Here is a 20617-nt window from a genome sequence, read left to right on the forward strand (position 1 = left end):
TGAACTTAAATACGTTTTGGTAAATTACTTAACCAACCCAATAAGTTAGTTGCATCATTATTACGTGCCTGTGTACTTGGTTCACCCAGTAATACAATGACTGCCGGACGTGAATTTACAGTCGTGTGCATTACAACACAGCGACCTGCTTCATTAATATATCCAGTTTTAGACAAGTTAATATTCCAACCACCATTGCGTACAAGAGCATTGGTATTGTTAGATTTCAACACGCGATAACCTAAGTTAAAATCATAAGTTGGTGTAGTTGAGAATTGACGAATCAAGCCATATTGAGAAGCTGTACTTGCCAAAATCCCTAAGTCACGCGCAGAAGATACATTACGCGGATCTAAACCAGTTGACTCATAATAGTGGGTTGCGTTCATACCTAAAGCACGTGCTTTAGAATTCATTGCAGCGACGAATGCTGGACGACCACCTGGATAAGTACGTGCTAAAGCCGCCGCTGCTGGGTTTTCTGATTTCATTAGAGCAAACAGAAGAACTTCTGCACGATTCATCTTGTCGCCAACACGTAAGGTTGAACTTGAGTTTTTACCATTTGCACCAGCAAAATCGATTTGCTCAAGTGTAATTTCTTCTGACATGTTTAAACGGGCATCTGCCGTTACAACTGCTGTCATCAACTTAGTAATAGAAGCAATTGGCACAGAAGCGTTGGTATTTTTACTGTAGAGTACTTCACCAGTTTGCGCGTCCATCACAAGTGCAGCTCGAGCACTTACACTCGGCTGGGCATTGTAACCAGTCGTATCACGGATTGGAGCAATTTTCGGTGCAGATGCTACAATTTTCGGTGCACTACCACCACGCAAAGTTGTGGTTACCGATGTTGAACCTTGCGGAGTAGGTTCGTCATCTTCATCATTTAAAAATTGGCTAGCATCAGCTGAAGACCAATTTAAGCTTGCAGTACCACTATTCCCTGAGGACGGGTTATTGACGAGTTCTGCAAAGCTTGTTGAACTCAAACTAAGCAAAATAGACATGCTTAGCACATGCATTAAAGACTTTTTAGAATTTTTCACGGCACAATACTCGACTCAGGGTGATACACATTTGCGCTTACTATAATTATGCCTTACATTTGAGGTATAAGGTATAACGCTTTTACCGACACAATTGTGCACAACTATTCGCTCACTATATAAGAATAGGATTGCTAATTTTGTCATTCCATTGCAAGCTAATTTTGCTTTATGTAACAAAAAACTTGTTTTTTGAAAGAAAGGAGGTCTTCTTGATTACAGTTTTAGTTGTGGATGACCATGAACTTGTACGTACGGGGATTTGCCGTATGTTAGAAGATCATGCCGATGTAGAGGTCATTGGACAAGCCGAATCGGGTGAAGAAGCAATTGCTATTGTTCGTCAGAAACATCCTCAAGTTGTGCTACTTGATGTCAATATGCCTGGCATCGGTGGCGTAGAAACAACCCGCCGTTTACTGCAAACAGCACCAGATACAAAAGTGATTGCAGTCAGTGGCTTAGCAGAAGAACCATACCCTTCTCTTTTGCTTAAAGCAGGAGCTAAAGGCTACATTACCAAAGGTGCTCCAATTACAGAAATGGTTCGGGCTATTAATAAAGTGATGCAAGGCGGCAAATACTTTAGTGCCGATATTGCGGAACAACTAGCAAGTTCTTATTTATCCGACACACAGCAATCACCTTTTGATTCTCTCTCTGAACGAGAAATGCAAGTTGCAATGATGGTTGTAAATTGTATTAGCGCTCAAGAAATTGCAGACAAACTTTTTGTAAGTGTTAAAACAGTGAATACTTACCGCTACCGTATTTTTGAAAAGCTAGCCATTGATAGTGATGTTAAACTAACTCATCTCGCGATTCGTTACGGTCTGATCAAGCCTTAATCAGACTTACATGCAATTTCCCGTAAACTCATCCTTGTCCCATACGATATTTCGTTTGGGCACGTGGTATGGTTTATATCGCCTTATTATTGCGGTTAGCCTGAATATTATTTTGGTTTTAACCGATGCTCAAATCGACAATAGTCTACAGCAACCCACTTTATATTCTTACACACTATTCGGCTATTCGCTTTTAAGCCTTCTTCAACTTTTATGCTTTAAGTTTATTGCCACTCAGGCCACAAGGCAGCTCATTTTATTTTTTGTAGTTGATATTATCTGTCTGAGTTTACTTACATTTTCTGTAGGTGAACCCAATCTTCAACTCAGCTTGCTCTATGTGATTGCCATATTTACTTCGGCCATTTTACTTAGCGCAAGAATGTCGTTGCTCATTACATTACTTGCAGTCATTGCCGTTATTTACCAACGCTTCGTTGGCAGTTTATTTGACTACAATAATTTAAATACGATCGGTAATAGCGCTTTATTGGCCTTCTTGTTTTTTGTAGTACACGGAATCGGACAAATTGCGGTCCAGCGCTTTAAATTACTTGAAGCGCTAACTTTCCATCAATCAATAGAACTCTATCAACTACAAAATATTAACCGCTATATCTTGGAACAAATTGAAGAGGGCTATTTAGTTCTAGATGAAAACTATGACATTGTTTTAAGTAACCCAGCCGCCTGCTCTCTTTTAGGAATTCCACCTCAATTTGCCAGTGAAAAATATCCCTTAGCAAAATGGTATGCTGACTTATTTGAAATTCTTAAGTTTGATAACTTAAAAGAAGGTGATCGATTTATTTTTGAATCTCGGCTTTCAGCCTACTCTATTAATATTAAAGTGCAACATCTTTTGGTGCCGCAGCAAGCATTAACACTACTCATCTTACAAGATGCACAGCAGATTAATCAGCAAGCTCAACAACTCAAACTTGCCGCTTTAGGACAACTCTCAGCAAGTATTGCACATGAGATCCGTAATCCTCTTGCAGCCATTGTTCAAGCAAATGAATTACTCAAAGATAGTGATGTGGAGCAGCAAAATACTTTACGCAATATGATTGGAAAGCAAACCAAACGTATTGATAGTATTGTTCAAGATACGTTAGGACTTGCCCGCAGTGAAAGAACGTATCCCATCCAGATTGAATTAAACGACTTCTTAAAAACGTTATTAGATGAAGATTTATCTGATGTTAAACATGCGATCCAGCTTAAAAGTTCTGATTTATCCTTAAAGCTATTGTTTGATGAAAAGCAACTCAGACAAGTGTTAATTAACCTTGTTAGGAATGCTCTACGCCATAATGCACCCGACTCTCCCTATGTTCTGATCAATATCCATTCACAAACAAATAAAATTTATATTGATGTGATCGATTACGGTGAAGGTGTTTCAAAACGTGATATATCTCAATTATTTAAGCCATTTTTTAGTACCGAAATTAATGGAACTGGTTTAGGATTATATTTGTCTCATAGTTTTTGTGAGGCAAACCATGCAAAGCTCACTTATGTAGAGCAAAAACAAGGGGCATGCTTCAGAATAGAATGCCCAATAATATATTGATTTTTTTATTAGGTTTTTGGGGAAATGGCAGAACAGCAACCACTCGTTTTGCTTGTAGACGATGAAGAAGATTTGTGCCTGTTAATGCAAATGACTCTTGCACGAATGGGGATTAAGACACATCTTGCTTATCGGGTTGAACAGGCCAAACAGCTTTTTACTCAGTTTCATTACGATGCATGCTTGACCGATTTAAATCTACCTGACGGTAGTGGTTTAGAATTGGTTCAACATGTTTCTCAAACTTACCCACACACTCCCATTGCAGTCTTAACTGCATACGGCAATATGGATATTGCAATTGCAGCATTAAAAACTGGAGCTTTTGATTTTGTCAGCAAACCGATTAACCAGATTCATTTAGATCAGCTATTAAAAAAAGCGCTCAATCAGCCAAAACCAGAGCATGAATTTGGTGAAACAACTCTAGAGAATGACTTATTAATTGGGCGTTCACCACCTATACAAAACTTACGGACAGCTATTAAAAAAATAGCCCGCTCCCAAGCTCCTGTATTTGTTACAGGCGAGTCTGGTACGGGTAAAGAAGTTGTTGCGAATCTGATTCACCGCTTAAGCAACCGCAGTGAAGGACCATTTATTGCAATTAACTGTGGAGCAATCCCAACTGAGCTCATGGAAAGTGAACTTTTCGGGCATAAAAAAGGGAGCTTTACTGGAGCGGCTCAAGACAAACAAGGTCTGATTTTATCGGCACATGGCGGCAGTTTATTTTTAGATGAAATTGCCGAATTGCCTTTAAGTATGCAAGTTAAATTGCTTCGCGCAGTACAAGAGAAAAAGATTCGCCCAGTAGGTTCAGATCAGGAAATTGATGTTGATTTTCGAGTAATCAGTGCGAGTCACCAAGACTTAGATTTATTAGTTCAACAAGGTAAATTCCGTCAGGACTTATTTTTCCGTATTCATGTTATGGATATTATGTTGCCGCCACTACGTGACCGTGGTGGAGATATTTTGCTATTGGCCAATCATTTTATTCAAAAGGTTTGTACGGAATGGGGAGTTTCAAGCAAGCAATTAACAGCGAGCGCTGAAACTTACTTATTGCAGCAAGACTTTCCGGGTAATGTTCGTGAATTAAGAAATATGATTGAACGGGCTATTACTTTAAGTGATGATGAGTCCATTGATTTAACACACTTAGCGCCTCCTCTTAGAGGCAGTAGCGTGAGCCCGCAAATCGTAACGAAACAACTAAATCAAACACTGGCTGTTCAGACTCACCCAAAATTTCCAATGGAAGGTTTAGAACGCTACTTAGAAAATATCGAAAAAGATATTTTACTGAATGCTCTGAACATGACGCATTGGAATCGAACTTTAGCGGCTAAAAAGTTAGGAATGACTTTCCGTTCTTTGCGCTATCGACTCAAAAAATTTGGCTTAGATACTGAAATAGGAGAGGAAGTATAAAAGTTACTTCCTCTTTAGAAATAAATCTGCAACGCGCTCTAAATATACATCTTCTTTCATTTCTGCAGGTAATGGATAGGTCTGGTTAGGTTGAATACCCTGACCTTCAATCATATTGCCATTTGGCGTGTAGTAATGAGAGACCGTCATCTGTAGAGCTGCTCCACTCGGTAAAGGAAATAGCTTTTGTACTACACCTTTTCCATAACTTTTTTCACCCATCACCCAAGCACGCTGGTGTTCTTTCATGGCCGCAGTAAAAACTTCTGCCGCCGATGCAGAGCGGTGATTAATTAATATACCCAGTTTTATATTCTGAAATTCATTACCGGGCAAAGCTTGAAACTGCTGGTTACCTTCCGAACGGCTTTTGGTCGAAACAATAATTCCGTTATTTAAAAATAAATCTGCTGACTCAACTGCTGCCGATAACAACCCACCCGGATTGTTTCGCAAATCGATTAAAACAGCTTTTAAACGTGGAGAACTGTTTTCTTCAATTAATCTTTTAATTTCATTAGCAGTGTCTTGTTGGAATACTCTAATTTTGAGTACAAGCACCTGATTATGTAGCATTACAGGTTCTATATCGGTTTCTATTTTTTTATTACGAACTAAGTTGATATTTCCGTTTAGCTCTTCTGCTTGTACTTGAAGTGTACTTCCTATAGAACCGTAAAGTAGGCCAAATACCTGATCTTGGTTTAAATTTTTTAAATCTTGGTTATCAATTTTGAGAATCGTCTGACCATTTCTCAAACCTAATTTATAAGAATCAGAACCGGTTTTAAGATCACGAATCATCCATTTATGAGCATGTGATTCAGGGCTTAATGCAAAATCAACTGATGCAAGATCACCCTCTGTGTATTGAATCAGTTGGCGATATTCTTCTGCCGATAAATAACGCGAATAACGATCTAACCCGCTCACTAACCCTTTTATGGCTTGTTGAAACAAGGCATCGTCAGACTTCACATCAACGTAATTATCTCGAACGATTCCATAGATTTGCACAAACTGTTGAATCGACTCGATTGGCACCTCTGCATAGCTATGTTCCGGTTCTTCCGAATCCGAATGCAAAGGTGACATTTTTTCTTTTACAACTGGCGCTGCAAAAGCAAATTGGCTGCAACACAGCAACATACTTACAATAAGTTTTTTATATTTAATGTGTTGCAGCATCCAATCACCTTTAACTTATGCAGATAGTGTAATCAGATTACGTCCTTGCATTTCAGCAGGAACAGGAATCTTCATTAAATTGAGAATTGTCGGTGCTACGTCTGCAAGCACACCACCTTCTGCAATTGTTGCTTGTGTTGGGCCAACATAGATAAACGGCACAAGCTCAGTTGTATGTTGAGTATGCACTTGCCCACTTTCGTAGTCTTGCATTTGTTCAACGTTACCATGGTCAGCAGTAATGAGCATATGGCCTTTTTTCGCCATAACTGCCTCATAGACACGACCTAAACAAGTATCAACCGCTTCAACTGCTTTAACCGCAGCATCAAACACACCCGTATGACCGACCATATCACCATTTGCATAGTTCACAACTAATAAGTCGTACTCACCCGAATTAATCGCTTTAACCAACTCATCAGTGACTTCATAAGCACTCATTTCTGGCTTAAGGTCATATGTCGCAACGTTTGGAGATGGAATTAGAATACGTTTTTCACCTGGATATTCATCTTCACGACCACCACTAAAGAAGAATGTTACATGTGCATACTTTTCAGTTTCAGAAATACGTAACTGGGTTTTACCTAAAGAAGATAAATACTCACCCAATGAATTTTTAAGGGCTTCTGGCATATATGCAACTGGTGCATCAATGCTTGCCTGATAACGCGTTAACATCACAAATTTAGAAAGATTTGGTACAACTTTGCGTTCAAAACCAGCAAAGTCTTTCTCTACAAATGCGCGAGTAATTTCACGAGCTCGGTCAGCACGGAAATTCATAAATACAACGCTATCACCATCTTGAACTTTAGCAATATCACCAATACGAGTCGCTTTTACAAACTCATCATTTTCATTGGCTGCATAAGCTAGCTCTAAGCCTTCAACCGCTGTTTGCGCAGTACGAAGTGCTTCACCTTCGGTTAACAAGCGATAAGCTTGCTCAACGCGATCCCAACGGTTGTCACGGTCCATTGCAAAGTAGCGACCAATCATGGTTGCGATACGGCCTTGGCCCGGATATTGAGCAAATAATGCATCTAATTTTTCTAAAGACGGCTGAGCACTGCGTGGAGGTGTATCACGACCATCAAGGAAAGCGTGTAAATAAACTTTTGCTCCGCGTTTTAATGCAAGCTCACACATCGCCACAATATGATCTTCATGTGAATGGACGCCACCTTCTGAAAGTAGCCCCATAATATGGACAGCACCGCCAGCAGCTTTGGCTTTTTCAACAGCGTCGATCAACACTTCATGTTTGAAAAAGTCACCAGTACGGATATCTTTAGTAATACGGGTAAAGTCTTGATAAAGCACACGCCCGGCACCAAGATTCATATGGCCGACTTCAGAATTCCCCATTTGACCATCAGGCAATCCAACATCTTCACCTGAACCAGAAATTAGACTATTCGGATGCTTGGCTTTCATTGCCGCCAAATTTGGTGTTTTTGCTGCAAGAAAAGCATTATCTTCAATCGCTTCACGGTGTCCAACACCATCCATAATGACCAGAACGTGAGGGATCTTGCCAGCAGTTGCATCCGTCATAATCAATTTCTCTTTTGTCTACAATTTCGTCACAATATCTTACCGAATTTTCGGTCAAGACTCTATTTATTCCTATGGCTTTCACCAATATCCGCGATTGATGAAAAACCATAAATATCACTTATTACTAGCGAGCGCGGTAAAGCAAATAACTTCCGGCACCAAACATTAGCAAGATAGGTACAAGTACGAACCATGCTGGAGATGGAGAATAAACCAAGCTCGCATAGCCCAAGAAATCCTGCAAATAATAGAAACTCAAACCAATAAACAATGCGATCACCAAACGGAAACCCATTGATTGTTGGCGTAACGGTCCAAAAATAAAAGAACACGCCACGAGAACTAATGCGATAAGTGAAAATGGCGAAGCAACTTTTTGCCAGAAAGCCAATTGGTACGTTTTTGGTACCTGGCTATATTCATCCATATAACGCATAAAGCTAATCAGTTGGCTTGGCGATAAATCTTCAGGATCTAAAGTCACCATATGCACATATTTAGGCTGTAATGCTAAAGCAAGTGATTGTTCTTCATGGTCAGTTTTGATGGCATTGCCTGCCGCCAAAATGTCCATTTGTTCAGCTTTTTTCAAAGCCCATTGACCATTTTTAATAAACTGTCCTTGCTGAGCATTAATTAATGATTGCAAGTAATAGTTCTGGTCAAAGTCGACCACTTGAATGTCTCTTAAATTACCTTGAGAGTTAGCATAGTCGATATAGATAAATCGCTGCCCTTCACGTGACCAATAGCCTTTAACTTCACCTAAAGCAGCTACTGAACGATGGCTTTTAACACTTTGTGCTTTTTCATTCGTGTAAGGAATAACCCATTCACTTAAAGCAAATGACAAAATAATAAGCAGTAAAGCTGAGCGCATAACCCAACCTACAATACGCCATAAGCTAACACCAACTGAACGCATAACAATGAGCTCACTACTCGTTGCTAATGAGCCCAGCCCAATCACAGCACCAATCAAGGCAGAGATAGGTAAAATTTCATAGAGATAGCGAGGAGCTCCCCACAAGACATAGACGAGAGCTTGCCATGCGTTATAGTCTGGTTTGAGCTCACCCAACTCGCCAAGATATGTAAATAAGACCTGAAGAATGGACAAAACAACTGTGGTGCCAAACATCGCAAGCGCAGTGGTTTTCGTCACATATTTGGCGACTATTCGACGTGCTAACATTATAATTTCACTCGCTTGATCTGTTTCTTGATTTTTGGTCCTAACTTCTGCTTACGTGAGAATAAGGCGGCAGCAACGCCATACACAACTAACACGGCAGGATAAGCCCAAATATCGAGTTCTTCTTTACTAATACGAGTCTTGATTGCAATCATTAATACGATCAGACTGGAAAAAATAAAAATCGCCGGAATAAGACGGTAATAACGACCTTGTCGTGGGCTCACCTCAGACAATGCCACCGATAGCATTAACGCAATAACAATCGTGAATGGCCCAAATAAACGCCATCCCAACTCACTTCTGATGACTGGATCATTCGTTTTTGAAAAGAGTTTTGTTGTTGATAGTGCTTCTACATCGCCACTCTCAAACTTAACATCTTTGTCATTTTCTAAACGTAGACGATAAGACTGGAACTCTGCTTGTGTATATTTTGGTTGTCCCGGGAATATTTCATAGCGACGACCTTGTACCAGATCAACGACATTGGCGGTGTCATTTGCAACTTCTACACGAGTCGCTTCCTTTGCCAAAATCATAACATCTGGCTTATCTTCTTTAGCAGCGCGTTGATAAAAGAAAATATCCTTCAAATTCTTTCGGTCTTCTGACAATGAACCTGCATAGATCGTATATGGCCCAGAAGAAATGAACTCTCTTGGTCGAACCAAATCGAAACCTGTCCGAACAGCTTGTGTAGTTGTCAGTTTTTCAAACTCACGTAGTCCCCACGGCGTCATCCAGAGCATAAGCACAGACTGAAACACCATATAAACCAGCGTCATTGGAATGAGTAATCGTGCTAATTGATGACGGCTTACACCACTACCGTTTAATACAGCCATTTCATGGTCAACATATAAACGACCAAACACCAACATTAAACCAATGAAAAAACCCAATGGTAAAATGAGTGTTAGAAATTCAGGTAAACGATATCCAATGATGCTAAACAAGATACTGGCATCTAAACGCCCCTGCGCCGCCACACCAAAGTATTTGATCAGACGACCACCCATCATGATTAAGGTCAGTAAAGAAATGACCACCAATGAGGTAGAGACAACTTGCTTGACGAGATAACGCCGAATAATCAAAGTAATACTTCCAAAAGGCTAATCGGGACGTGTGCTAGTTTACCCGAATGTTAAAAATATAAAACCGCACATTGCAACGCTATGCTTGAAAGTGTTTCAATGTTTTAATCCAACATAACTTTCTATAGGCAATCACGGCAGCCATGAAATTTACAACTTATACAACTTTTCCCGAACAGACATCTAATGAATCTTTGTGGGTTTTAGTTGATTCAGAACAGCTACAAAGCAACATCAACACATATCAAATCAATAACCTAGAAAGCGTTCTTACTGCCACCCAATTCAAAGGCAACTTCAATGAAACTCTGCCTTTATTCGGTCAGGTTTCAAATCAACCTCATAGCCAATTACTTGGCTTAGGAAAAACAGCCGAACTTCAGGCGGTTAAGCTCGCTAAACTCGCCCAAACCATTATCAAATCGACACAAAATAAATTTAAGCATATCGCAATTGATATTGCTGCGTTACCTGTCGAATACCATTATTTATTCGCTTTAAGCTTAACTCAAGCAGCTTATGGTTATGATGAGTTTAAATCGAAAAAAAATGAATTTGTGTTACAACAGGTTGATTTAATTAGTTCAACAACGAGCCTCGATGAAAAACAACTGGCTTTAGTGCATGCCGTACAGTCTGGTCAGTCGTATGCACGTGACCTTGGAAACCGTCCAGGTAACATTTGTTTCCCTGAATATTTGGCAGAACAAGCATTAGCTTTAGCTGCAGAATTCCCTGATTTACTCAAAGTAACTGTCTTAAATGAACAGCAAATGGCTGATTTAGGTATGTATGCTTTTCTTGCTGTCAGCAAAGGATCTGAACGTCCGGGTCGTATCGTAACACTCGAATACCAAGCTGGAATTGACCAAGCGCCTGTTGTGCTTGTTGGTAAAGGCGTTACTTTTGATACAGGCGGTATTTCTTTAAAACCAGGCCTAGGCATGGATGAAATGAAGTTCGATATGTGCGGTGCAGCCTCTGTATTAGGTACTATCCGTGCGCTATGCGAAGCAAAACTCCCTATTCATGTCGTTGGAGCAATTGCCGCTGCAGAAAACATGCCTTCAGGTAAAGCAACTCGCCCAGGCGATATTGTGACAACCATGAGCGGACAAACAGTTGAAATTTTAAATACCGATGCGGAAGGTCGTTTGGTACTGTGCGACACATTGACCTATATCAAACGCTTCAACCCAGCAGTTGTGGTTGATATCGCAACATTAACTGGTGCATGCGTAGTTGCTTTGGGTAAAGTACTGAGTGGTTTGTTCTCACCAGATGATGCTTTAGCAGCTGAACTTCAACAAGCGGGTGAGCAATCATTTGACCGTGTATGGCGTATGCCAGTCATTGAAGATTATCAAGAATTACTTGATTCACCATTTGCTGATATTGCAAACATCGGCGGTCCATACGGCGGTGCGATTACGGCAGCATGTTTCCTTGAGCGCTTTACACGTGAGTACCGTTGGGCTCATTTAGATGTAGCAGGAACAGCGTGGTTATCTGGTCCAGCTAAAGGTGCAACAGGTCGTCCAGTACCATTACTCATGCAATTTTTAGCGAATCGTGTAAATACGAATGGCTAAAGTTAGTTTTTATCTGTTTGAAACCAGTGAAGAACGGCAAGTCGATAGTGCTTGCCGTTTATGCCGAAAGATTTTGCAGAAGCATCCTAAAATCTGGTGGTATTGCCCAGATGTGCAGCTACAACAAACTCTTGATGAAAGATTATGGGATTTCCACCCTGCAAGTTTCATTGCGCATGGGATTGATCAAGCTGAAGCTGCTGTATGTATTTCGGCTAAACAACCGCTTGAACAAGGCTTGTTAGTATTTAATTTTAACAATCATGCACTTGAACAAGTTGATCATTTTAGCCACATTATAGAAATTGTTGAAAATAATGAAACAGCCAAGCAAATTGGTCGAGAAAAATTTAAAATGTATCGCCGTTTGGGTATAGAACCGCGGACCTTTAAATTATAACGCGCTAAAATGTAAATACTGTTGAACAAAGGAGAAGCATGGTGGCATTAAATGTCGGGCAAGATTTTAAAAAAAGATGGTTAAATGCGCCTGAAGCTGTCCGTCATGCCTATCAACAGGATCTGGCACGTATTTGCGACCTATTAGAACCCCAAACCCCTATTCAGCTTTGGGTTTTAAATGACGAAAAAGCGCAGTTAGAATCGCAGCAAAAAATTGAACAAGCTTACGCGGACCTTAAAGCAGAGCTTATTGAGCAAGCACGTATCCGTCGTCAGCTCGCTTTAGAAAAAGCACTTGCTGATAAACGTGCATCAGAAGCCGCTTATGCTGCGGCATTGCAAGCAGACGAAATTCGCAAGTTTAATGAACAGACTGAAACATTACAGACATTACGTAGCCATTTAGAACAAGAAGTTGCAGAACAAACTGCACGTTATCAGAAAAATCCAGAAACCCCAGCCGTCAATTATTCTGCTGGCGTAAAACTTAGTATTACCGATGATCAAATTTTATCTGAGCTTGAAAGTTTACGCATTCGTTTAGAACTTGAAGCTGAGAACTTAATTGAAGAGTCTGTAACGGCTTTCCGAGCAAAACTACATGCGGCAGCTCAAGAAGAAATTGAATACATTTTAAAGAATTCTAAGTTTTCTGATGAAAAAATAGAAAAGTAAAGTTTTAAAAACTTCTTCTGTCATAAAACTGACACCTATATGTCACAAAATAGACATAAATATTATTCTTGTAGATCAATTGATTATGAGAATAGAAAGTAGTGATTTAAGATAATTAATGAGGGTAAGAAATGGACATTCCGCATCAGATTTCAATGCAACTTGAGCAGCTTAATCAGGGTGAACAATGGACATTTTCAGCACAAGAACTTTATATGAGTCATAACGACTTTAATTCACTTTCAATCTTGCTGACACGGGCATCGGAAAAAGGTAAATTTTCAATTACACGCACTCAGCATACTAAACCATGGGTCGGCACACATTCGGTTACTCTCACCAAGCATTAATTTTTAAAAATAAAAAAACCGGAACATATGTCCGGTTTTTTTATTTTGATGATCTGGCTTTTATTTTAAAAAACCATTTTCAGCTAAAAAAGCCATACTAATATTTGACTCAGTTTTTTGTTCAGCTGCTTTATCACCTAACAATAAACGCTCGATATAACGCGCCAACACGTCGACTTCAAGGTTGACCTTACTGCCTACTTGCCATGTTCCAATATTGGTACGTTCTGCGGTATGCGGAATCAAATTCAAGCTTAAAATATTTCCACGTAAGTGGTTAATCGTTAAGCTAATTCCGTCAACGGTTACAGAACCTTTTTCCGCCAAATATTTAGCAAGTTCTGTCGGTGCTGTAACTTCATAATAGATTGAACGAGCATCTTCACGCACTACGGTAATTTCACCTACACCATCAACGTGACCACTTACAATGTGCCCGCCAAAGCGCGTTGTCGGTAACATTGCCTTTTCAACATTGACACGTTGTCCAACTTTCCAGTTACCTAAAGTCGTTCGATTTAAACTTTCACGAGAAACATCTGCTGCATACCAATTATCGCCCCATTCAATCACTGTGAGGCAAATACCATTGGTTGCAATCGAATCACCCAAATGTACATCAGACATATCCAGATCAGTCTGAATACGTAGACGTACATCACCACCTACACTTTGCAGGCTTTCAACTTTACCTAAACTTTCAATGATGCCTGTAAACATGGCTCAATCTCCAAATCTTTTTACACTGCTTAAATTGCAGCGCTTACCAAAGTGCGAGCTGTGTACTATTGCCTGAGGTATCTACACCACCTAGCTCGGCGAAGTGGTAAAGCTGGCCTAATAACTGACGTAATGGTGGTCCTGACTTAGCATGAGTATCAGTAATCACAATAAACTCAAGCACGCGTGCACGTTCAGACTGTCGTTGTTTACTCACTCGATAACGCGGAACATCTTGTGTTAACAAGGTCACTTTGCCTCGTTCCAGATTGGCCATAAGTAAATCTTTCGGCTCGATATTACCATCAGTTGAATAGCTGGTCAGAATATAGCGTGCATTGATCGTTGAAAGTAATTTCTCATACGCATCTTTTGCATGTTTAGAAGAGTTATATGGACTTGGGCGTTCTTTACGCCATGCTCTATCAATACCACTCTTATAACCTTTGGTATCCGGTGAAGGTAAATCCACCTGATCCCATAAAGTTAATGCATTTAAAACGTGGTAATTACTACTATATGCGTGCTGGTTATATGGTGGATCGAGATAGGCAACATCAACCTCAAAACCACTCATTTGATTTGCTAGATGTTGTGAATCTACACACCACATTTCAGCAGCCGGACGTTTGCGATCACCAATCTCACAAAAACGGCTCGGTGTTAACCAAAGTAATGATTCAATTCGTTCTAACGCAGTTTGAGTACGTCCGCCCCACCCTTGGTGGAAGCTTTTAAATACACCACTCGTGTTACTGACAAAACTAGCTGAATAGAGCAATGGCGCAAGTAAAGCACTCATCTCTACATCATTAATTGCGCCTTGTGCCTGCCATGTTGCAATCTGCTGACGAATTGCATCGATACGCATACCGTTACGACGTTTAAAGAATAAACGGTCACGAGTTGGATCGTATACATCATCGTTACGTGGACAAAGGTTATGCGTTACCCAACCTTTAACTTCAGGTAAGCGATTTAAATAATCGATTGCCTTTTGATAGCCCCCCAGTTCTTTAAAAGCAGGTGCATCTACACAGGCTAAAATCGCATGATTTAAAGCATGACTATAAGGTTCCCAGTCATTCGCAATCACACGGTAACCATTTTGACGTGCTAAACGAGATACAACGCCACTGCCGGCAAAGAAATCGGCAAAAATCGGTGGATTCTTTTTCTTGCTATTCAGCGTCCCTGTAATTTCAAGGGCTTCTAAAATTAGATGGAGCAATCGGCGCTTGTTACCCAAGTACGGCACAAGCTGATGGAAAAGATATTCGTCTGTCGTACGGGCTGCATGACGACGTTTGTGATAAACCGAAGGCTCTGAATTCATACTTTCTCTTGCGTAGGGATTAACCTTAAGCGTATATCTTGATCAATTTGTGTCACATCAAGAAGTGTAAAACGAAGTTGCTCTGCCATATATTCAAATTCTGCATTGAACATGGCACTTGCACTTTTCCCCAATAATGTTGGGGCAATATAACTGATCAATTCATCCACCAAACCTTCTTGCAAAAAGGCAGTAGACAATGTTGCGCCAGCTTCAACCAGCACATCATAAATTTGATGTTGCTTAGATAGGGTCTGTAATAGCATTTTTAAAGGCTGAATTTCTAATTGTATCACGCCTAAATCAGCAAGTTCTTGGCGATAAGGCCCCATCACCATCACAGTTTCAGGATTCTCTAAGATCTTAGCGTTAAGTGGTAAACGTCCTTGGCGATCTAAAACAACACGTTTTGGCTGAGCAACTGTCTCGATATCAAAATTATTAAGTGAACGCGCATTAAGCTGACAATCATCTGCAATCACAGTTTTAATACCTGTAATCACTGCTCCAGAAATGGCACGCCAATGTTGTACATCTTGACGAGCAGCAGAGCCTGTAATCCATTTCGACTCACCTGATGCCATTGCAGTACGCCCATCTAAACTTGAGGCTACCTTTAAACGCACATAAGGCATGCCTGTAGACATTGCCTTTAAAAAACCTTGATTAAGTTTTGATGCTAAATCTTCGCAAATGCCAACTTCTACTTCAATTCCGGCATTTTCTAAAATCTGAACACCCTTACCCGCCACCAATGGATTTGGATCAGGACAAGCAACCACTACTTTTTTAACTTGAGCTTTCACCAATGCTTCGGCACAAGGAGGGGTTCTGCCATAATGTGCACATGGTTCAAGCGTAACGTAAGCTGTTGCACCTTGTGCATGTTCACCCGCTTCGCGTAAGGCAAAAACCTCTGCGTGTGGCTGACCCGCTTTAGGATGAAAACCTTGGCCAATTAACTGATCATCTTTGACAATCACACAACCAACATTTGGATTAGGCTTGGTCGAATATAGTCCTCGTTTGGCAAGTTCAATAGCTTGCTGCATCCAATACTGATCTTGTTTCAACTCAGACATAAAAATCTCAAATGATTAGTGTTCACGTTGTTGCATTTGCTCAATTTGACGGCGAAACGCTTCAACATCCTGAAAATCTTGATAGACAGAAGCAAATCGGACGTAAGCAACATGGTCAAGGGCAAATAAAGATTGCATGACGATTTCGCCAATTGTTCTAGATTTCACATCACGCTCACCTAAACGGCGAATCTGCAACTGAATATCACTTAAAACTGTTTCGATCTGCTCTTGTGTGACCGGACGTTTTTGCAAAGCATGCATTAACGAACGGCGTAATTTTGCCTCATCGAAAGGTTCATTTTTTCCATTCGATTTGATCACACGGGGCATTACCACTTCATAGCTTTCAAAAGTGGTAAAACGTTCACCGCAACTTACACACTCACGACGTCGACGAATCTGACAGCCTTCGGCGGCTAAACGTGAATCGATGACTTTACTATCTGCGGCGTTGCAAAATGGACAATGCATAGCGGATTTATAGGGTCGATTACTTTGACCTAGTGTAGCAAAATTTCTACACTTACAGAACCAGCATTCTTCAAGACAAAAAAACAGTCCTGAGCAAGATCAAAGCATCGCTTTGATCACAGCGCAAGACTGTTCTTTTAAGACAGATATGTTAATGATTATTCGATACGTTCGCCATGTTGGCTTAAATCCAGACCCATACGCTCATCATCAGCATTAACACGGATACCAATCACAAGATCAATCACTTTAAGAATAATGAAAGTCGCGATACCACTGTAAACCATGGTTGCTAATACGCCTTCAACTTGTACCCATAATTGGCCAGCGAATGTTGGAGCTAATGCAACGTTGGCTGCTTTAATAATTTCGTCACTGTAGAATACGCCAGTTAAAATCGCACCGACAATACCACCTACCGCATGCAAACCAAACGCATCCAAAGCATCATCGGCTTTAAGTAAGCGTTTAAGTGCTGTAATACCCCAGAAGCACACTACGCCACCAATAAGGCCCATCACTAAAGCACCGCCTACCCCAACAAAACCTGCTGCTGGTGTAATCACAACTAAACCAGCTACCGCACCAGAAGCACCACCTAATACAGATGCTTTACCACGGATCATACGTTCAACAACTAACCAAGAGAATGCAGCAGCGGCAGCAGCAACTTGAGTCACTAAAATTGCCATACTTGCACGAGCACCAGCGCCTAGAGCACTACCACCGTTAAAGCCGAACCAACCTACCCAAAGTAAGCTTGCACCCACTACAGTTAAAGTCAGGTTATGGGGAGCCATAGATTCGCGGCCAAGGCCAATACGTTTTCCAAGCATGTAAGCAGCAACTAGACCTGCAACACCTGAGTTGATATGTACAACTGTACCACCAGCAAAATCTAATGCACCTGCTTTAAATAACCAGCCATCTGCAGCCCACACCCAGTGGGTAATTGGTGCGTAGACAACGAGCACCCAAACTGCAATAAACACCATGAAAGCTGAATACTTCATACGGTCTGCAATAGAACCGCTAAGGATCGCAACTGTAATAATGGCAAAAGTCATTTGGAAAATAACAAAGAGACTTTCAGGAATTGTCCCACTTAATGCATCAAACGCCACCCCGTTTAGCATTGCTTTAGACAAATCACCAAAAAATGCACCTGTGCCAGAGAACGCGATTGAATAACCAGCAATCACCCACAGCAAACTTACCAAGATTGCAGCTGAAAGGCTGAACATCATCGTACTGAGTACATTTTTTTTACGTACCATACCGCCATAGAATAATGCCAATCCAGGAATGGTCATTAATAGAACCAATGCGGTTGAAACTAAAATCCAAGAGGTATCACCCGTATCAAGCGTAGGTGTCGGTGCTGGAGCTGCTGGAGTTTCAGCAACTGGTGCTTCTGCAGTAGTAGTTGCAGTAGCTGGAGATGTTGATGCAGCCGCAACTTCCGATGTTGGCGTTGTTACAGCTTCTTCTGCCCAAACGGCAGTACCACCCAAAAGAGCGCCTGATAGACTGAGCGCCATAAGCATTTTTTTCATTCGTGTCCCCCAACCTCATTTGCGAGTTATTTTCTACTCAGCAAGCTTTGTGCCAATTTAGACAGCATCCGGTCCAGTTTCACCCGTACGGATACGGATTACTTGTTCCAGGTTAGTCACAAAAATCTTACCATCGCCGATTTTTCCAGTGCTTGCGACACGTGTAATTGATTCAATTACTGCGTCGACCATTTCATCACTAATCGCAATCTCGATTTTTACTTTAGGTAAGAAATCAACCACATACTCCGCGCCACGGTAGAGTTCAGTATGCCCTTTTTGACGACCAAAACCTTTAACTTCAGTTACGGTAATCCCTTGTACACCAATGTCAGAGAGTGCTTCACGCACGTCATCCAATTTAAACGGTTTTACAATTGCAGTTACAAGCTTCATGTTTGTTTCCTTCGGCTTCTTTTCACCAGTAAGGTTTTATGTTCAATTTTCATGCCAATATTTCAAAGGTTGAGGGAAATGAATCTTTTGCATGAACTTTCTTTATAACCTATTTAGTGAGCAAGATGTAGATGAGCTATCAAAAATAAAATGAATTTTCAGTAGTGTTATATGCTGATTTAATGATCTATTTGCACTAAAAAAATTGAAACCTATATCCAGCGCTTAAGCAGTGTTAAACTGTAAAGCATAAGGTAATACAACACTTTGGATATTTCATGCTAGAAACTTTGCTACAGGCCATTCTGGAACAAATTGATGAGCCTAAAAAAGATTTGGAAAAAAATTTACGTGCATTATTAAATGAAGCGGTCGAAAAGTTGGATCTTGTTTCCAAACAAGAGATCGACCGTCAAAAGACTGCACTTCAATCAGCCAATCAACGTTTAGAAGAGCTACAAAAACAAGTAAGTTTGTTAGAAGAAACTTTAAAGAATAAAAAATAAGCACCAACGTAGCGCATTTATACTTTACAACGATTAAAAATGAAGCACCATAATGGAACAATAAGATGTCTTTTTCTAAAATTTATACACGGGGACTTTTAGGTTTACATGCACCTTTGATTGAGGTCGAGGTACATGTGAGTCAAGGCTTACCTTCTCTTACTATTGTCGGCCTAGCAGAGGCGGCGGTAAGAGAAAGTAAAGACCGCGTTCGCTCAGCCATTATTAATAGTGGATTTCAATTTCCAACAAAACGGCTGACCATTAATCTTGCACCAGCAGATTTGCCCAAAGATGGATCACGTCTAGATTTACCTATTGCTATAGGTATTTTAATTGCATCTGGTCAGCTCCCAGAAAACTGTGCCGAAGATTTTGAATTAATTGGTGAATTAGCTTTAGATGGCCATGTAAGGCCAGTGTCAGGCACTTTAACTTTGGCAATGGCATGTCAACAGGCCAAGCATAAAATGCTTTTACCTCTCGATAACAGTCAGGATATTAGCCATTTACCGAATCTTGAATGTTATCCAGTGAGCCATTTAAAAGAAGTTTGTGATCATTTCTTGGGCATGAAATCACTATCTTCGATTGAACCTGCAACGACCTCAAACCAAATGCCTTATAAATTTGATCTGGCAGATGTAAAAGGTCAGCTACGTCCACGTCGCGCACTAGAAATTGCCGCCGCAGGCGGGCACTCGCTGCTCTTTAAAGGACCACCAGGTACAGGTAAGACTTTACTCGCTTCACGTCTTCCTTCAATTTTGCCACCGCTTTCTAATCAGGAAACGCTTGAAGTCGCGAGTATTTATTCTATTTCAAATACACCGCATACCTTTGGTCAGCGTCCATTTCGCGCGCCCCACCATACAGCATCAGCGATTGCACTAGTTGGGGGCGGTTCACATCCTAAACCGGGTGAAATTACCTTATCTCATTTAGGCGTTTTGTTTTTAGATGAACTCCCTGAGTTTGACAGAAAAGTTCTAGAAGTCTTACGTCAGCCGCTTGAGTCAAAAGAAATCATTATTTCACGTGCAGCCCGGCAAATTACTTACCCTGCAAACTTTCAGCTCATTGCAGCGATGAACCCCTGCCCATGTGGTTATGCGTTTAATCAAGACAGCCGTTGCCAATGTTCACCAGAGAGTATTAAGCGCTATCAAAACCGTATATCGGGGCCATTACTTGATCGTATCGATTTACATATTGATGTACCGCCTTTAAAAGCTCAAGAACTGCAGGATCCAACGCCTGCTGAAGACTCTACGACTGTAAGACAACGTGTGATTTATGCTTATGAACAACAAATGCAAAGACAAGATTGTTTAAATCAAGCACTTTCACCCAAACAACTTGAGCAATATGCTGTACTTGATAGTACTTCTCAACGAATGATTGAAATGGCTCAGCAACGTTTGAATCTGTCGGCTCGTGCTTATCATCGTGTTTTACGGGTTGCTCGTACCATTGCCGATTTGGCTCAAAGTGAGATGATCCAAAGTTCTCATCTTACAGAAGCACTCTCTTATCGAGGCAATCATTCTTAAAATAGACAGC

The 20617-nt window shown here is 40.7% G+C and carries 20 protein-coding genes; 9 read left to right on the forward strand and 11 right to left on the reverse strand.

Features of this window, described 5'->3' with window-relative positions; genetic code table 11:
- Window positions 1-5 precede the first annotated feature (5 nt).
- Window positions 6-1052: a D-alanyl-D-alanine endopeptidase PBP7/8 gene (gene pbpG, locus AW165_RS16045; RefSeq protein ID WP_031946764.1), complete on the reverse strand. Its 1047-nt coding sequence runs from the start codon at window positions 1050-1052 to the stop codon at window positions 6-8.
- Window positions 1053-1264: 212 nt separating this feature from the next.
- On the opposite strand from pbpG, the gene AW165_RS16050 reads away from it, so the two are divergent.
- From AW165_RS16050 to AW165_RS16060, 3 genes are read left to right on the forward strand one after another with little or no spacing between them, the layout of a single operon-like run.
- Complete coding sequence (locus AW165_RS16050) at window positions 1265-1900, forward strand: response regulator (RefSeq protein ID WP_002121174.1); 636 nt, start codon at window positions 1265-1267, stop codon at window positions 1898-1900.
- Between the two features lie 10 nt (window positions 1901-1910).
- Window positions 1911-3479, forward strand: a complete 1569-nt coding sequence (locus AW165_RS16055) for a sensor histidine kinase (protein ID WP_060466388.1) — start codon at window positions 1911-1913, stop codon at window positions 3477-3479.
- 24 nt (window positions 3480-3503) lie between these two features.
- Window positions 3504-4916 carry a sigma-54-dependent transcriptional regulator gene (locus AW165_RS16060; RefSeq protein WP_060466389.1) on the forward strand — a complete coding sequence of 471 codons (1413 nt, stop codon included), beginning with the start codon at window positions 3504-3506 and terminating at the stop codon, window positions 4914-4916.
- 3 nt (window positions 4917-4919) lie between these two features.
- On the opposite strand, the gene AW165_RS16065 is transcribed toward AW165_RS16060, so the two are convergent.
- From AW165_RS16065 to lptF, 4 genes are all read right to left on the reverse strand, one after another.
- The gene (locus AW165_RS16065; protein WP_014208171.1) at window positions 4920-6104 is read right to left on the reverse strand and encodes a S41 family peptidase; all 1185 of its coding nucleotides are present in this window, start codon (window positions 6102-6104) and stop codon (window positions 4920-4922) included.
- Between the two features lie 15 nt (window positions 6105-6119).
- Complete coding sequence (gene gpmI / locus AW165_RS16070; RefSeq protein ID WP_060466390.1) at window positions 6120-7667, reverse strand: 2,3-bisphosphoglycerate-independent phosphoglycerate mutase; 1548 nt, start codon at window positions 7665-7667, stop codon at window positions 6120-6122.
- Between the two features lie 127 nt (window positions 7668-7794).
- On the reverse strand, window positions 7795-8865 hold the full coding sequence (lptG, locus tag AW165_RS16075; RefSeq protein WP_002121203.1) for an LPS export ABC transporter permease LptG: 1071 nt from the start codon (window positions 8863-8865) through the stop codon (window positions 7795-7797).
- Complete coding sequence (gene lptF, locus AW165_RS16080; RefSeq protein WP_002121169.1) at window positions 8865-9965, reverse strand: LPS export ABC transporter permease LptF; 1101 nt, start codon at window positions 9963-9965, stop codon at window positions 8865-8867. Before lptF ends, lptG begins: the two co-directional genes overlap by 1 nt.
- A 143-nt stretch (window positions 9966-10108) precedes the next feature.
- Here lptF and AW165_RS16085 point away from each other — a divergent pair, with 143 nt between their 5' ends.
- The 4 genes from AW165_RS16085 to AW165_RS16100 all read left to right on the forward strand — a co-directional run bounded on the left by AW165_RS16085 (window position 10109) and on the right by AW165_RS16100 (window position 12984).
- Entirely contained in the window at window positions 10109-11557 is a 1449-nt protein-coding gene (locus tag AW165_RS16085) for a leucyl aminopeptidase (RefSeq protein ID WP_002121215.1), read from the forward strand.
- The gene (locus AW165_RS16090) at window positions 11550-11957 is read left to right on the forward strand and encodes a DNA polymerase III subunit chi (RefSeq protein ID WP_060466391.1); all 408 of its coding nucleotides are present in this window, start codon (window positions 11550-11552) and stop codon (window positions 11955-11957) included. Before AW165_RS16085 ends, AW165_RS16090 begins: the two co-directional genes overlap by 8 nt.
- A 38-nt stretch (window positions 11958-11995) precedes the next feature.
- The gene (locus tag AW165_RS16095; RefSeq protein WP_081309730.1) at window positions 11996-12634 is read left to right on the forward strand and encodes a hypothetical protein; all 639 of its coding nucleotides are present in this window, start codon (window positions 11996-11998) and stop codon (window positions 12632-12634) included.
- 131 nt (window positions 12635-12765) lie between these two features.
- Window positions 12766-12984: a hypothetical protein gene (locus AW165_RS16100; RefSeq protein ID WP_046812232.1), complete on the forward strand. Its 219-nt coding sequence runs from the start codon at window positions 12766-12768 to the stop codon at window positions 12982-12984.
- A 60-nt stretch (window positions 12985-13044) separates the two neighbouring features.
- On the opposite strand, the gene AW165_RS16105 is transcribed toward AW165_RS16100, so the two are convergent.
- From AW165_RS16105 to glnK, 6 genes are all read right to left on the reverse strand, one after another.
- Window positions 13045-13704: a riboflavin synthase gene (locus tag AW165_RS16105; protein ID WP_002121149.1), complete on the reverse strand. Its 660-nt coding sequence runs from the start codon at window positions 13702-13704 to the stop codon at window positions 13045-13047.
- A 43-nt stretch (window positions 13705-13747) separates the two neighbouring features.
- Entirely contained in the window at window positions 13748-15040 is a 1293-nt protein-coding gene (locus AW165_RS16110) for a DNA adenine methylase (RefSeq protein ID WP_002121221.1), read from the reverse strand.
- Window positions 15037-16122, reverse strand: a complete 1086-nt coding sequence (ribD, locus tag AW165_RS16115) for a bifunctional diaminohydroxyphosphoribosylaminopyrimidine deaminase/5-amino-6-(5-phosphoribosylamino)uracil reductase RibD (protein WP_039763910.1) — start codon at window positions 16120-16122, stop codon at window positions 15037-15039. Before ribD ends, AW165_RS16110 begins: the two co-directional genes overlap by 4 nt.
- 15 nt (window positions 16123-16137) lie before the next feature.
- Window positions 16138-16596 (reverse strand): transcriptional regulator NrdR, encoded by a 459-nt coding sequence (nrdR, locus tag AW165_RS16120; protein WP_000543541.1) that lies wholly within the window; start codon window positions 16594-16596, stop codon window positions 16138-16140.
- 158 nt (window positions 16597-16754) lie between these two features.
- On the reverse strand, window positions 16755-18152 hold the full coding sequence (locus AW165_RS16125) for an ammonium transporter (protein ID WP_060466392.1): 1398 nt from the start codon (window positions 18150-18152) through the stop codon (window positions 16755-16757).
- Window positions 18153-18209: 57 nt separating this feature from the next.
- Window positions 18210-18548, reverse strand: a complete 339-nt coding sequence (gene glnK / locus AW165_RS16130) for a P-II family nitrogen regulator (protein ID WP_000780326.1) — start codon at window positions 18546-18548, stop codon at window positions 18210-18212.
- A 278-nt stretch (window positions 18549-18826) separates the two neighbouring features.
- Between glnK and AW165_RS16135 the strand changes: the two genes are divergently transcribed.
- Both AW165_RS16135 and AW165_RS16140 read left to right on the forward strand, forming a co-directional pair.
- The gene (locus AW165_RS16135) at window positions 18827-19054 is read left to right on the forward strand and encodes an accessory factor UbiK family protein (RefSeq protein WP_002121136.1); all 228 of its coding nucleotides are present in this window, start codon (window positions 18827-18829) and stop codon (window positions 19052-19054) included.
- Between the two features lie 65 nt (window positions 19055-19119).
- A complete protein-coding gene (locus AW165_RS16140; RefSeq protein WP_060466393.1) occupies window positions 19120-20607 on the forward strand; it encodes a YifB family Mg chelatase-like AAA ATPase in 1488 nt (495 codons plus the stop codon).
- Window positions 20608-20617: the final 10 nt, after the last annotated feature.

It is taken from the genome of Acinetobacter sp. LMB-5 (assembly GCF_001541635.1).
Classification (GTDB): domain Bacteria; phylum Pseudomonadota; class Gammaproteobacteria; order Pseudomonadales; family Moraxellaceae; genus Acinetobacter; species Acinetobacter pittii.

Excerpts from the sequence above, each read along its gene's own strand:
- AW165_RS16055 (WP_060466388.1), top strand. The coding sequence starts at position 1,911 with ATGCAATTTCCCGTAAACTCATCCTTGTCCCATACGATATTTCGTTTG.
- AW165_RS16060 (WP_060466389.1), top strand. The coding sequence starts at position 3,504 with ATGGCAGAACAGCAACCACTCGTTTTGCTTGTAGACGATGAAGAAGAT.
- AW165_RS16065 (WP_014208171.1), bottom strand. The coding sequence starts at position 6,104 with ATGCTGCAACACATTAAATATAAAAAACTTATTGTAAGTATGTTGCTG.
- gpmI (WP_060466390.1), bottom strand. The coding sequence starts at position 7,667 with ATGACGGATGCAACTGCTGGCAAGATCCCTCACGTTCTGGTCATTATG.
- lptG (WP_002121203.1), bottom strand. The coding sequence starts at position 8,865 with ATGTTAGCACGTCGAATAGTCGCCAAATATGTGACGAAAACCACTGCG.
- AW165_RS16085 (WP_002121215.1), top strand. The coding sequence starts at position 10,109 with ATGAAATTTACAACTTATACAACTTTTCCCGAACAGACATCTAATGAA.
- AW165_RS16090 (WP_060466391.1), top strand. The coding sequence starts at position 11,550 with ATGGCTAAAGTTAGTTTTTATCTGTTTGAAACCAGTGAAGAACGGCAA.
- AW165_RS16095 (WP_081309730.1), top strand. The coding sequence starts at position 11,996 with ATGGTGGCATTAAATGTCGGGCAAGATTTTAAAAAAAGATGGTTAAAT.
- AW165_RS16100 (WP_046812232.1), top strand. The coding sequence starts at position 12,766 with ATGGACATTCCGCATCAGATTTCAATGCAACTTGAGCAGCTTAATCAG.
- AW165_RS16105 (WP_002121149.1), bottom strand. The coding sequence starts at position 13,704 with ATGTTTACAGGCATCATTGAAAGTTTAGGTAAAGTTGAAAGCCTGCAA.
- AW165_RS16110 (WP_002121221.1), bottom strand. The coding sequence starts at position 15,040 with ATGAATTCAGAGCCTTCGGTTTATCACAAACGTCGTCATGCAGCCCGT.
- ribD (WP_039763910.1), bottom strand. The coding sequence starts at position 16,122 with ATGTCTGAGTTGAAACAAGATCAGTATTGGATGCAGCAAGCTATTGAA.
- nrdR (WP_000543541.1), bottom strand. The coding sequence starts at position 16,596 with ATGCATTGTCCATTTTGCAACGCCGCAGATAGTAAAGTCATCGATTCA.
- AW165_RS16125 (WP_060466392.1), bottom strand. The coding sequence starts at position 18,152 with ATGAAAAAAATGCTTATGGCGCTCAGTCTATCAGGCGCTCTTTTGGGT.
- glnK (WP_000780326.1), bottom strand. The coding sequence starts at position 18,548 with ATGAAGCTTGTAACTGCAATTGTAAAACCGTTTAAATTGGATGACGTG.
- AW165_RS16135 (WP_002121136.1), top strand. The coding sequence starts at position 18,827 with ATGCTAGAAACTTTGCTACAGGCCATTCTGGAACAAATTGATGAGCCT.
- AW165_RS16140 (WP_060466393.1), top strand. The coding sequence starts at position 19,120 with ATGTCTTTTTCTAAAATTTATACACGGGGACTTTTAGGTTTACATGCA.